Source organism: Desulfosporosinus sp. OT (assembly GCF_000224515.1).
In the GTDB taxonomy this organism is placed as follows: Bacteria; Bacillota; Desulfitobacteriia; order Desulfitobacteriales; family Desulfitobacteriaceae; genus Desulfosporosinus.
This window is the reverse complement of record NZ_AGAF01000020.1, coordinates 1-13,731: the sequence shown is the minus strand read 5'-3', so window position 1 is coordinate 13,731 and position 13,731 is coordinate 1. Positions and strand designations below refer to the sequence as shown.

Sequence of the window (13,731 nt, the reverse complement as noted above, 5' to 3'; positions counted from 1 at the left end):
GCTTCATTGTCTGCGTTCGCTTACGCAAATTCCGCTTAAGTGCTCTCTTTGCAATAGTTGCTTTTGGTAGATCACTGATGTAAGTAAATTAGAAAGCCATAATTTGTGGAGGAAATAACGTGAATTTTAGAATTGAAAAGGACCAAATTGGAGAATGGAATATTCCAGAAAATTCATTTTGTGGGATCAACACAAAAAGGGCGCAAGAGAACTTTGATTTAGGGTCCAAAGGTGTCAATCTAAAACTCATCTACGAAATTGCTTTAATAAAAAAGGCAGCAGCAATGGTACATAAACAATTAAAGCAACTGACGGAGGATAAAGCAGATTCGATAATTCGAGCCAGTGAGGAAGTTATTGAAGGCAAATTCGATCATGAATTTATAGTATCCACTTTTCAAGGAGGCGCGGGCACATCAACGAATATGAACGTGAATGAAGTTATTGCTAACAGGGCGATTGAGATATTAGGCGGAAAAAAAGGCGACTATGAAATTGTTCATCCGCTAAATGATGTTAACATGTCGCAATCGACGAATGATGTTTATCCAACAGCACTGAGAATTGCTGCGATTCATCTGCTCAGAAAATTAAGCAATTCTCTGGCAGAACTTCAGGAAGCGTTGCAGGGAAAGGAAATCGAATTTAGTGATGTGCTCAAACTTGGCAGGACTGAGCTAATGGATGCGTTGCCGATGATGTTGGGACAGGAATTTGGGGCGTATGCCAAGGCTATAGAAAGAGACCGCTGGAGAGTCTACAAGGTAGAAGAACGATTGAGGCAGATTAATCTGGGAGGTACGGCCATCGGCACTGGTGTCAATGCTTCTCACAAGTACATATTTATGGTTACGGATGTTATTCAGGAGTTAACAGGACTAGGTTTGGCTAGGTCCGACTATCCCCTGGATATAACCCAAAATAATGACGTATTTGTAGAAGTTTCCGGACTTTTGAAAGCCTGCAGCACCAACCTTTTGAAACTATCCAATGATTTAAGACTGCTATCTTCAGGTCCCAAGGGAGGGTTCGGTGAAATAGAGCTTCCTCAGATGCAGGCCGGTTCAACAATTATGCCCGGAAAGGTGAACCCGGTAATACCAGAAATGATAGGCCAGGTTGCGATGAGAGTTATGGCCAATGATTATGCTATTACGATGGCCGCTTCTTCAGGGCAGCTTGAACTCAACTCATTTATGCCTCTTATAGCGGAATGCTTATTGGAATCACTAGAACTGCTGGATAAGGGAGTCACTATATTTAGAGAGAAGTGCATCGCAGGAATTAAAGCGAATAAAGAAAAATGCCAAGAAACTCTTGAAAGATCAGCAGTGCTGGCTACCGCTTTGGTTCATCACCTAGGCTATGAAAAAGCCGGTTATATAGCAAGAAAAGCTTTACGAGAAGATAAGACAGTAAGAGACATATTAATAGAAGAAAAAATTTTCTCTAATTCTAGAATCAACGAGATATTGAATCCATTTGAAGTCACAAAACCAGGAATACCGGGCCTTCTTGGAGTCCCTGGAAAGTAAACTCGTTTAGCTAAAGCTGAACATCAGGGCTTCAGGTGGGGAGTTTAACCCGTTTGAAGCGGAGCACCGGGGGAATGCCCATTTATAGAAGTGGGCATTCCCCGTAGGATGATCTGGGGAGGGATTTTGATGAGCTTGAATGAAACGCCGAGAGGCGTGAGAGTCCATTTGGCGCTATTTGGCAAGAGAAATGCGGGGAAATCCAGCGTGATCAATGCCATAACAGGACAGGAAACAGCGATAGTGTCAGACGTGAAGGGCACAACGACTGACCCAGTATTTAAAGCAATGGAAATATTACCGATCGGGCCCTGTGTAATCATTGATACAGCCGGAATTGACGATGTCGGAGAATTAGGACAGCTCAGAATTCAGAAGACCTTGGAGGTTCTAGATATTACAGATGTGGCGCTGCTAATCGTTGATGTCAAGAGAGGAATTAGTGAAGAAGACAGCTTAATCATAGATAAGTTTAAGGCAAAGAAGAAACCAATTATTGTGGTTTTAAATAAGATCGATATCCTCGATAATGATGATCCTAACAGACTAGCAACGAATCTTCAAGAGTCACTGGGCATTCCGATAGTTTCTGTGTCCGCTCTTCAGAAGCAGGGGATCAAGGAATTAAAGAACGCTATCATTTCTGTTATTCCGGAGGATGAAGATAAGTTTAAAATTGTGGGAGATCTAATTAACCCGGGCGATTTTGTGGTACTTGTTACTCCTATTGACAAAGCAGCGCCAAAGGGGAGGCTTATTCTTCCCCAACAGCAAACCATAAGAGACATTCTGGAAAGCGATGCTATGGCGATTGTAACTAAGGAATTCGAACTGAGAGAAACTTTAAGTAATCTGGCTAAAAAGCCAAAGCTGGTCGTCACCGATTCGCAGGTCTTTCTAAAAGTTGCGGCAGATACCCCCAAGGATATTTTAATGACGTCATTTTCTATTCTTTTTGCCAGACAAAAGGGAGATTTAACAGAATTCATAAAAGGTGCTAAAGCCATCGAAAGACTTAAGGATGGAGATAAGGTTTTAATAGCTGAAGGGTGTACACATCACCGACAAGCGGACGATATTGGCAAGGTGAAGATACCCCGGTGGATACGTCAGCGGACTGGGAAGCAGATCGATTTTGAATTCTCCGCAGGAGCAACTTTTACTGATGACATTAAGAAATATGCCCTGATCGTCCATTGTGGAGCCTGTATGATGAACAGAACAGGAATGCTCAGCAGGGTAGACGGTGCAAAATATCATGGTGTGCCCATTGTCAACTACGGTATTCTCATTGCTTATGTTCAGGGCTTACTTCCGAGAGCCCTTGAACCATTCCCCCTGGCTAAGATAATTTTGGAAGAGGAAGAACTATGCTGAGAGCTTAGGGGTGCAACGCTCGAAAGTGAACGAAGATACGACGAGGTGAGACAGAGAGGCAGGTACAATGTTTTTTCTTTCAGTATCAGAAACAACGTACCTGCCTACTCTATCCTTGGGTAATATGAATAATACAGGATGGAGGAAGTGGTTTTTGTGAGTACCAGGCATAATTTATTAGAGAAAGTCTATCAAACAAACGACCTCACAAAAGAGGAAATCACATACCTCTTAGAAAACATAACTCATGCGGATAGAGAGATCTTATACCGCTACGCACTGAAGACGAAACAGGCCTATTATGGAGATAAAGTTTATTTGAGAGGGCTGATCGAGTTCTCGAATATTTGTCGGCAGGATTGCCGGTACTGCGGGATTCGGGCTTCTAATGCCAAAGTGGAACGCTATCGGTTAACTCCGGAAGAAATCTTGACCTGTTGTGCTCAAGGGTATAAATTAGGTTACCGGACGTTTGTCTTGCAAAGCGGGGAAGATCTTTGGTACACAGAGGAGATTTTCATTGATCTAATTAGAGCAATTAGGAAGAGTTATCCAGAGGTAGCCATTACGTTGTCCATCGGCGAGCGGCGACCGGAAACTTATCAAAGACTTTTTGCCGCCGGTGCAGATCGCTTTTTGATGCGCCATGAAACGGCATCGCAAGAACTGTATGAAAAGCTACATCCGACGATGCTCTTTGATGATCGCCGGGCCTGTTTGAGCGCCTTAAAGGACTTGGGCTACCAAGTGGGGGCGGGGTTTATGGTGGGTTTGCCTGGACAAACACCCGCGGATTTGGCTGATGACTTACGATATTTAAAGGAATTTCATCCAGATATGATCGGAATCGGACCGTTTATTCCGCATAGTGAGACACCACTGGGAGCGGAAAAAGGCGGGACACTCAAGGATACGTTGGTGATGGTGGCCTTGGCGAGACTGCTTATTCCCGATAGTCTTATTCCGGCCACGACGGCACTCGGCACTCTGGATCCCCAAGGTAGGGAGCTCGCTTTGAAAGCGGGCGCTAATGTAGTGATGCCAATTATTACCCCTACATCGGTTAGGAAACAATATGAACTTTATGAAAACAAGATTTGTGGAGATGATCATCCAGAAGATTGCCGATATTGTATAGAACGTAGAATTCAGGCGGCGGGCTTTGACGTAGATTTGGGCAGAGGGGATAGTCGGCAGTTTATTTCACGGTGACAGACAAGCGTTTCTCAATTTCTATAATTGCTGTACCGAGCTCAGGCCTTTGCTTTTTAATTTTTCGTAATAACTAGCAAAAGGAACGCTCTCCTAACGTGTAAAATACGTTAGCCCATTATAACTTCCAAGTGGGAGGCAGTGACCCCCAATGGATCTACGTTGATTTAGGAACAGAAACCAGCATCAAGCGGGTTGTTTTGAACTGGGAAGCTGCTTATGTCAAGGCCTATCGTATCGAAGTTTCCAATGATAAGCTCAACTGGACGACCGTTTACCGTACCTCAACCGGAGATGGCGGAACGGATGATATCGATAACTTAGCCGCCAGCGGTCGGTATGTCAGGATGTACGGCACTCAAAGAGCTAATAATAGTTATGGTTATTCGCTCTGAGAATTCAGTGTCTATAAAAGTAATTTTGTCGCCTCTTCTTCCGAAACCTCTAAATTTTCGGCCGCTAAAGCCTTTGATAACAATCCCCAAACTCGCTGGGCCAGTCAGTACACTGACTCGCAATGGATTTATGCCGACCTGGGCTCTGGCAGGTGGAGGTATTAGCGCCCTTACAGTTGCGGCAATATCATCTAGCAACAGCATAGTTACTCCTACGATACCGAAGTAAAGAAAATATCCTCAAAGAGAAATCTACCTCCCATACCTTGGAAACCCTTGAAAAAGTTTTAGTTCATTCATTGCACCATCAAATTTCTATCAACGTAAGCTGATAGAAACTTTCGAAGGTAGGTAATTATTGTGATTGTACACATAGTTCAGTCAGGTGACACTCTATTCGTCTTGTCCAAACGGTACAACGTTTCCATACAAGCAATAATTGATGCTAACAACTTAGTCAATCCTAACGTTTTGGTTATCGGGCAAAAACTAAATATTCCGGTCCAAGTGGCTATGCCTACCTTACAGCGAGGCAATCGGGGAACTGAGGTGATGAATTTACAAGAAAAATTATTGAGCTTTGGATATAACCCCGGACCTATCGATGGAATTTTCGGAGGACAAACAGATATCGCAGTAAGAAACTTTCAACGTGATAAAGGTTTAATAGCAGATGGTATTGTAGGACCAAAAACCTGGTCTATACTTTCCGTAGTAGCGCAGGGACCTGTAACCCCTATTCCCTCTTCACCTTCACCGCTACCGGAAACTGGACCAGGATGGTTAACTTTGGGCAAAGATAATCTTCAATCCCACTACGAAAGTACAAATATTAACTTACCCTTACGGAACTATCAAGCTATTCGTACTACCCCTGGTAAACTTACTCCGTTATTAACAAGCGATAGCATTTACGTGCAAGCTGGTACTGTAACAGTTGCTGAGATTTACGCAATCGACAGAGCTACCGGGCAAATTAGATGGAGTATGAGACTTGGAAATGGGCAAGCTCTTGGAACTCCAGCTTTCCGAAATGGTGTTGTCTATTGTACGGGAGATAAATTACGAGCGATTAGAGATAATGGAAATACAGGAACGTTACTGTGGGAGGCTGATATTCAACCAATCTACTCCGTAACGGTATCCGGAGCTAAAGTTTATGTGCCTGCATCGGGTCCCTACGTCAATGCACCTAATAATACCCATGCATTCGATGCAGAAACCGGTCAATTGCTTTGGGCTTCATCTGCATCAAATGGTCCTGTAGCAGTCTCTGGAAATAAGGTTTATCAGACATGGTTAGAAAGATTACTCATTTTAGAGGATAAAGGAACTACTGTGGAAACGATTGCAGCTATTGGTCCTTTGGACGGGAACCTAACTTCACCAGTTTTAAATGGGCAAATCTTCGTAGGCTCAGTTAGAGGAAGTCTCTATTCATTAAATTCCTTAAATGGGACTATATTATGGAAAGGATCTACAGAAAGTTCAATAGTAGCAAGCCCTGCTGTAGACAGAGAGAGAGTCTATATAATCGATCAGTCCCAGAAGTTATATGCCTTTGACAAGAACTCCGGGAAAGTGCTATGGACTTATCTAATAACAACCCAGGTTATCCCTTCGGAGTATAAAACACCTATTCCAGCAATAGTAGGTGATAAAGTATTTGTACCATCGCCAACAGGACAATTAATAGCTTTAAGTGTTCAAACCGGAGCTGAACTTTGGAAGGCTTCTATTGAAGGTTTAGACAGATTTGATCAGTATGTAGGTGGGTCTCCATCTTCCTTCAATGGGATGGTAGCTTTACCAGGTGTATATAATGTCTTTACTTGGATTAGTTAAAATTTGATTAAGAGTTTGAGGATGCCAGAGGCCCCTATATACTAGCGCCAAATGTCAAAATCACTATCTCCAGAAAATGATACGTTTCGAGGATTTAAGGATATCCTACCCGTGTTAGGCTTACTGTTGGTGATGTTGATGGGTGGATTGTATTAGACCAGATTTGGACAGTTGACAAAGCAAGGCTTTGCGAGAAAATCAGAGTTCTGGAGGCTGCGGCAAAACTCAATGTGAAATGTACCATCAAGGAAATGTTGGTAGAGTAATCTCATGGTGAACAGGCAAGAATTTACAACTTTTATAATAGATGTTACATTACTTTGTATAAATGAGTAGAAATTCCTCTCAAAGAAACAACAAAAAACGTCTTCCTACATTTAAAATACGTTGGGAAGGCTTTTTCTATTCCCCCACCGGCACTTTGAACTATACCCATTCTATACTCCTTAATATTTGGTCCAGTAAGTACCTTCAAATAATTAGGAGCATAGAATATCTAACGTTAGGTATTTTTAAACTGTATGAAAGATAGAAGGAAAGAAGTGACAGCTTTGGCGACTTTGAGACGAGGTTCAAGAGAAACTGAAGTAAAAGAACTTCAGATGATATTACAAAGATTAGGCTATGATCCTGGAACGGCAGATGGGATATTTGGTTTGAAAACAATGCAGGCCGTAATTCAGTTTCAAAAGGATAATGGCTTTATGCCTGATGGAATCGTTGGACCTAATACATGGCAAGCTCTCCAAGGCAAAGATCTAGGCTACCAACGATACACAGTTCAATCCGGGGATACCTTCTATAGAATTGCCTTACAGTTCAACTTAAGTTTAGCTAATCTAATGACCACAAACCCCGGAGTCGATCCCCAAAAACTAAGTATTGGTCAACAGATTTTGATTCTAAGACTTCAGCCAAAGCCTTTACTTATAAGATCAGTCGGAGGATGGCTTCCGTCTTGGCTGCAAACTCAGGGCTTTCGATCAGTGCAAAATCACCCCGACATAGTTGACAACCTGTCTCCATTTTGGTACGAAGTAAAAACAACAGGGGAAATCATAAAGTATACCGGTGCGGAGGACAATTCAATTCTTTCCTTTGCCAGAACACATGGCATTAAAATGATTCCTCTTATATCAAACGCTTTTAGCAGCGAACAAATCTCGGCTGTTCTTAACGACCCAATTATTCGGCAGAAACATATTAACAATATTGTAAGCCTAGTAAGCAGATTATTTTATGACGGCATCGACATTAACTATGAAAACATATTTGTACGGGATAAAGAGCTATATGTGATATTCCTCCATGAGTTGAAAGCGGCCCTTGCAGCCATAGGCAAACAGCTTATCGTAACGGTCCATGCCAAGTTGGATCCAGTCGGGGACTGGAGTGGTTCCGAAGCTCATGATTATATAGGAATCGGCCAAGCAGCAGATTTTGTTCGGATAATGGGGTATGACTTTCACTGGTTTGGTGGTGTACCTGGTTCGATTGCCCCTGCTGATTGGGTTGATAAAGTGCTGGCCTATGCAGTTTTAGCAATCCCAAAAAGCAAAATTGTTCTCGGGGTACCGACCTATGGTTATGACTGGCCCCTTGAGCAAGGACAAGTGGGCAAAGGAATAAACTATAATTATGCAATTTCCACCGCTAGCCGTTATAATGCTCCAATCATTGAAGATGCTCAACAAGGTACACATTTTACCTATACCGCAAACGAAGTTGTCCATGAAGTTTGGTTCATAGATGCAAGTTCTTTTGCTACCCTTTTAGATTTGGTAAACAAGTACGATATTAATGGAATAGTTATCTGGTATCTCGGTGCCGAGGATCCAAAGCTTTATGATGTCATTCAGGCAAAGTTTCAGCCCAGCGTGTAGGTTAATAGGTTGTCATTCTGAAGATGGATTGAGTTGTGTTGATTATGTTTAGAGTTATGTGGGTATGTCTTATTGTTTTTCTATAAAGAATCTTCATGAAAATTTTTAAAAATTGACGGTTTATTTTTGTGCTATTTTACAAAAATAACTGTCAATTTTTTAATTCCGTAGAAATTTTTGCCGAGATGGTAAAATGTGTTCAAAAGGAGATCCGAAAATCGGTTTTACCGAATGGATTGATGAATAAATGTAACATCTCTTAGAGCAAGACATGCTGGAAGGGGAATTTACTATAATGTAAATAGATTAAGGCGATATCAATCTACTATAGACGGTTTAGTAAGATACTGGTAATCTTTAATTGGGTAGAAGTTATCGAAGCGTTAGATGGCACTAGGTACTCTACTCATTCTAGGAGGGAATGCTTTCCTATAAAAATGCAAAAGGGAGGTGTAAAAGTAGCTTATATGATGCTTTGAATAAAGGAGGATTTCTATGTGTGACTCAGCTTCGAGCAATCAGTTCGTCCAAAAATTGGATGGCTATATTGACAGTTTGACCTACAAAAAGGAAAACCTTATTGGGGTCCTGCATTACGCTCAAGAAATATATGGTTACTTGCCTGCTAGTGTTCAGTGGCATATTGCCCAGAAGCTTGATATCCCTTCAGCCACTGTCTATGGCGTTGTGAGCTTCTACTCGTTTTTCACCATGATTCCCAGAGGGGAGCATGTTGTCAACGTATGCACAGGTACCGCCTGTTTTGTCCGAGGAGCAGAAAAATTAAAAGGAGAACTTGAAAATCAGCTGAAAATTAAAGCTGGAGAAACCACTCCCGATAATCTCTTCACCTTAGAAACTTTACGTTGCGTTGGAGCCTGTGGCCTCGCCCCTGTCATGATCGTCGACGGCAAAGTCCATGGACGCATGAATGAGGCCCAGGACATTAATGAGGTCCTGGCAAAGTACCGTCCAGAAGGTTAACTGCGATGTGCGAACAGCGAAGTTCGAGCACAAAGTATGATGTGTGATAATAGAACCTTAACTTCGAACCACGAACTACGAACCACGATAAGAAGCGTCACCGAAGGAAGGGAAAAGCCATATGAAACTCAAAAATGCCGATACCTTGAATGCCTTAAAGGCCCAGAGTCTTAAGCTCATTGAAACTCGACGCGTTACTGATACGGTTTCAACTAAAAATGCCCAAGGCCTCGTAAGGCATGTTATGGTCTGTGGAGGACCCGGTTGTCATTCTTCAGGCAGTCCCGGAATTGCCGAACGTCTTGAAGAGGAACTGAACAAGCAAGGATTATCTGAACAGGTTAAGGTGTTTCAACCCGGCTGTTTTGGTTTTTGCGAAAAGGGTCCGATGATTGAGATTTACCCCGATAATGTAACTTATTGTGAGGTTTCCTCTGAAGACGTAACAACCATTGTTGAAGAGCACTTTATTCAAGGAAACCAAGTGGAACACCTTCTCTATATGGATCCGATCACTAAGGAACGGTTTGCTACCAACATCCCCTTTTACGATGGTCAACTTCGCATTGCTTTACGTAACGTCGGCTATATTGCCCCTGAGAATATTTTAGAATATATTGCCGCTGACGGCTATCAGGCCTTAGCTAAAGTCCTTTTCAGCATGACCTCCCTTGAGGTCATTGATGTCTTAAAAGATAGTGGTCTTAGGGGACGTGGTGGCGCTGGTTTTCCTACAGGCGTAAAATGGGAATTCACGCGCAAAAGCCCTGCCGATCAACGCTATATTATTTGTAATGCTGATGAAGGGGATCCAGGTGCTTTCATGGACCGCTCAGTTTTGGAGGGTGACCCCCATAGTGTTTTAGAGGCCATGCTCATCGCCGGTTCGGCGATTGGAGCTTCCGAGGGATTCATCTATGTCCGAGCTGAATACCCTGCAGCCATTCGCAGATTGCAGATCGCTATTGCGCAAGCTCAGGAATACGGGTTACTGGGAAAAGCTATTTTAGGAAGTGATTTCTGCTTTAACATTGAGCTTAAATACGGAGCAGGGGCCTTTGTGTGCGGTGAAGAGACAGCTCTGATCCATTCCATTGAGGGGGCTCGGGGGGAACCCTCTGTCAAACCTCCCTTTCCAGCCCAAAAGGGGCTATGGGGTAAACCAACTTGTGTCAACAATGTCGAAACATTGGCCAATATTCCTGCGATCATTTTAAAGGGAGCGGATTGGTTTTCTGCAGTAGGCACAGAAAAAAGTAAAGGCACAAAAGTGTTTGCCTTAGCTGGAAAAGTTAACAACGTAGGGCTTGTGGAAGTTCCCATGGGGACAACTCTACGGCAAATTATCTTTGACATTGGCGGGGGAATTAAACAACGGAAAACGTTTAAAGCAGCCCAAACTGGAGGGCCCTCTGGCGGATGTATTCCGACCAAGTATTTAGATTCCCCTATTGATTATGAGTCTTTAACGGCTATCGGTTCGATGATGGGCTCTGGAGGACTCATTGTCCTCGATGAAGACGATTGTATGGTTAATATCGCCAAATATTTCCAAGAATTTACCATGGATGAATCCTGTGGCCGCTGCACAGCTTGTCGGGTTGGAACCAAGCGTCTTTATGAAATCCTGACCAAGATCACGGAAGGCAAAGGAACGTTAGAGGACTTAGAGAACTTGGAGAAGCTTTGCCACATCATTAAGGACACAGCTCTTTGCGGGCTTGGGCAAAGTGCACCCAATCCTATCCTTTCCACCCTAAAGTATTTTAGGGATGAGTATATTGCTCATATCGTCGATAAAACCTGTCCGGCTGGGGTTTGTCAGAGTTTGCTAAAATATGAAATCACAGATAAGTGTGTGGGGTGTACCCTTTGCGTTAAGAAATGTCCTATGTCCTGCATCACCGGCTCATCTAAGAAGCGCCACGTTATCGACCAAGAACGCTGCCTAAAATGCGGGGCATGCATGGAACAATGCCGAGTTGTCGGTGCCATCATCCGCCATTAAAGGTACCCCTGAAGGAGGATTTCATATGGATATACAGCTAACCATCAACGACATATCCCTAAAAGTGCCGGAGGGGATGTCCATCTTAGACGCAGCTCGAACCGTTAATATCGATATTCCAACCCTATGCTACCTAAAACTTAATGAAATGCATTACAACAATAACATTGCTTCCTGCCGAGTCTGTGTGGTTGAAGTCGAGGGTAGACGTAATCTTGCCTCATCCTGTTCAACTCCAGTGGCGAGTGGTATGGTTGTTAAAACTGATTCCTTGCGTGCCATCCAAGCTAGACGGGCTATGGTTGAATTGCTCCTTTCTGATCACCCGAAATCTTGTTTAACCTGTGCAAAGAACCAAGATTGTGACCTCCAATCGTTAGCCTCGGAATTAGGTGTGCGTCATATTTCCTACGAAGGGGAAGAGTCTGAGTTCGAAATCGATAAATCGAGTTTTTCCATTGTACGAGATCCTAACAAATGTATTCGCTGCCGCCGTTGTGAAACTATGTGCAACGAGGTACAGACTGTGGGTGTCTATTCTGCCGTGGGGCGTGGATTTAATACCGTGGTTAAAACGGCTTTCGATTTACCTCTGCACGAGACTTCTTGCACGTTCTGTGGACAGTGTATCGCGGTGTGCCCGACAGGCGCTTTAACAGAACTGGATCAGGTTGACAAGGTTTGGAAGGCCCTCAACGATCCCAACCAATTTGTCGTTGTCCAAACAGCCCCGGCTGTGCGTGTCGCTCTGGGAGAGGAATTTGATTTAGAACCAGGGACGATTGTCACGGGCAAAATGGTGGGTGCTCTACGAAGACTGGGATTTGACCGCGTCTTTGATACAGATTTTGCAGCAGACCTGACGATTATGGAAGAGGCAACAGAGCTCGTACACCGCATTCAACATGGCGGGCGTCTGCCACTGCTCACGAGTTGTTGCCCAGCTTGGGTCAAATTTTTTGAGCATCAGTTTCCGGATCTCTTAGACATTCCTTCAACCTGCAAATCTCCTCATGAGATGTTAGGGGTCTTGATTAAAAGTTATTACGCAAAAACGTTGGGCATTGATCCTAAGTCTATTACCGTTGTTTCCGTAATGCCCTGCGTGGCCAAAAAATACGAAGCGGCCCGTCCAGAACTAGCGCAAAGTGCAGAAACTGCGGATGTGGACATCGTTATCACTACCCGCGAACTGGCTCGCATGATTCGAGAAGCCAGTATTCATTTTGATCATCTCAAAGACAAGGAGTTTGACCATCCCTTAGGGGAATCGACGGGTGCAGCTATTATTTTTGGAGCAACCGGCGGAGTTCTCGAAGCAGCCTTGCGCACAGCCTACGAGGTGCTAACCGGTGAAACCTTGGAAAAAGTGGAGTTTGAGGCTTTACGGGGCATGGATGGGATCAAAGAGGCGGTCATCCCGATAGCCGGACGCGATTATCGGATTGCTGTCATCCATGGCCTGGGGAATGCCCGTACTGTTCTGGAGAAAATCAAGGCGGGAGAAAGCAATTACGATGTGATTGAGATTATGGCTTGCCCGGGTGGATGTATTGGGGGCGGCGGACAACCCTATCACCATGGCAACATGGATATTCTGCAAGCCCGCGCTGCTGCTATTTATCGAGAAGACCGCGCCAAGCCTCTGCGTAAGTCGCACGAAAATCTGGCCATAGTTAGTCTGTATAAAGACTATTTGGGCGAACCTTACGGGAAAAAGGCCCATCAATTGCTGCATACCAGCTATACGGCACGTAAGAAAATATAGTTTAGATCAAGGTATGTTGATGATCACCTCAAAATTTTAAAAGGGAGCAGATTGATCTGTTGTGCTAGAAGTTCTGGCATTATGGACTCTGCAAAAACCATTACCTGATCGTTACCAATGGTGACCAGAAAAACTGTCACCAAATCGATATGCCAATTACTTAAAAACCGGTGAGTATCCTATAAAAATTTAGAAGAATACCCTCACGTCACATTTAGGACATGAGGGTATTCTTATTTTAGGCTTTTTTTCTAACTTGTCCTTGACATAGGGTCCATAACTAGAAGACTGGAGAAATAAAGTCTCGGAGTTTCTTTTTCAAAGCAATGAAGTCAGGTTCATCCGGGCAACGGGGATATGTAAAAGGGACGGGAAAAATGGCTGTGATTCTTCCCGGAGAAGATTGCATGACCATAATTCTTTGTCCAAGGATCAAGGCTTCATCTATATCATGGGTGACATGGATGCAGGTTTTGTGTGTAGATTGCCATAATTTTAGAAAATCGGTTTGAAGTTTAGAGCGTGTCGGAGTATCAAGAGCAGAAAAAGGCTCATCTAGTAACAAAATCTGCGGATTTGCAGCAAGAGCACGAGCGATAGCTGCCCTTTGAGCCATTCCACCGGATAGTTGTTTCGGTGTTGCTTTAGCAAAATCGCTTAAGCCAACCATTTCTAGTAGTTCCTGGACAATCCTTTGCAGAATCTTTTTTTCGACCCTACCTTT

10 protein-coding genes and 1 pseudogene are annotated in these 13,731 nt (G+C 43.5%); 10 read left to right on the top strand and 1 reads right to left on the bottom strand.

Features of this window, described 5'->3' with window-relative positions:
- The first annotated feature begins 119 nt into the window (after window positions 1-119).
- The 10 genes and pseudogenes from DOT_RS01565 (at window position 120) to DOT_RS01525 (ending at window position 13,007) form a co-directional block, all read left to right on the top strand.
- A complete protein-coding gene (locus tag DOT_RS01565) occupies window positions 120-1,535 on the top strand; it encodes an aspartate ammonia-lyase (RefSeq protein WP_009613220.1) in 1,416 nt (471 codons plus the stop codon).
- A 129-nt stretch (window positions 1,536-1,664) separates the two neighbouring features.
- A complete protein-coding gene (gene hydF, locus DOT_RS01560) occupies window positions 1,665-2,912 on the top strand; it encodes a [FeFe] hydrogenase H-cluster maturation GTPase HydF (RefSeq protein WP_009613219.1) in 1,248 nt (415 codons plus the stop codon).
- A gap of 138 nt (window positions 2,913-3,050) precedes the next feature.
- Complete coding sequence (gene hydE / locus DOT_RS01555; RefSeq protein WP_009613217.1) at window positions 3,051-4,124, top strand: [FeFe] hydrogenase H-cluster radical SAM maturase HydE; 1,074 nt, start codon at window positions 3,051-3,053, stop codon at window positions 4,122-4,124.
- Window positions 4,125-4,255: 131 nt separating this feature from the next.
- On the top strand, window positions 4,256-4,519 hold the full coding sequence (locus DOT_RS28185) for a discoidin domain-containing protein (protein ID WP_009613215.1): 264 nt from the start codon (window positions 4,256-4,258) through the stop codon (window positions 4,517-4,519).
- Window positions 4,520-4,879: 360 nt separating this feature from the next.
- The gene (locus DOT_RS27620) at window positions 4,880-6,364 is read left to right on the top strand and encodes a PQQ-binding-like beta-propeller repeat protein (RefSeq protein WP_009613213.1); all 1,485 of its coding nucleotides are present in this window, start codon (window positions 4,880-4,882) and stop codon (window positions 6,362-6,364) included.
- A gap of 113 nt (window positions 6,365-6,477) precedes the next feature.
- Window positions 6,478-6,630: pseudogene (locus tag DOT_RS31550) on the top strand (type II toxin-antitoxin system PemK/MazF family toxin); the annotation flags it as partial.
- A 255-nt stretch (window positions 6,631-6,885) separates the two neighbouring features.
- Window positions 6,886-8,247 carry a glycosyl hydrolase family 18 protein gene (locus DOT_RS01540; protein ID WP_009613209.1) on the top strand — a complete coding sequence of 454 codons (1,362 nt, stop codon included), beginning with the start codon at window positions 6,886-6,888 and terminating at the stop codon, window positions 8,245-8,247.
- A 495-nt stretch (window positions 8,248-8,742) separates the two neighbouring features.
- Window positions 8,743-9,231, top strand: coding sequence for an NAD(P)H-dependent oxidoreductase subunit E (locus DOT_RS01535; protein ID WP_009613205.1), 489 nt, complete (start codon window positions 8,743-8,745; stop codon window positions 9,229-9,231).
- A gap of 121 nt (window positions 9,232-9,352) precedes the next feature.
- On the top strand, window positions 9,353-11,239 hold the full coding sequence (locus DOT_RS01530) for an NADH-quinone oxidoreductase subunit NuoF (protein WP_009613203.1): 1,887 nt from the start codon (window positions 9,353-9,355) through the stop codon (window positions 11,237-11,239).
- Between the two features lie 25 nt (window positions 11,240-11,264).
- Window positions 11,265-13,007: an NADH-dependent [FeFe] hydrogenase, group A6 gene (locus DOT_RS01525; protein ID WP_009613201.1), complete on the top strand. Its 1,743-nt coding sequence runs from the start codon at window positions 11,265-11,267 to the stop codon at window positions 13,005-13,007.
- Window positions 13,008-13,287: 280 nt separating this feature from the next.
- Here the strand turns inward: DOT_RS01525 and DOT_RS01520 are convergent.
- A partial coding sequence (locus DOT_RS01520; protein WP_009613197.1) for an ATP-binding cassette domain-containing protein occupies window positions 13,288-13,731 on the bottom strand: 444 nt, incomplete at its 5' end.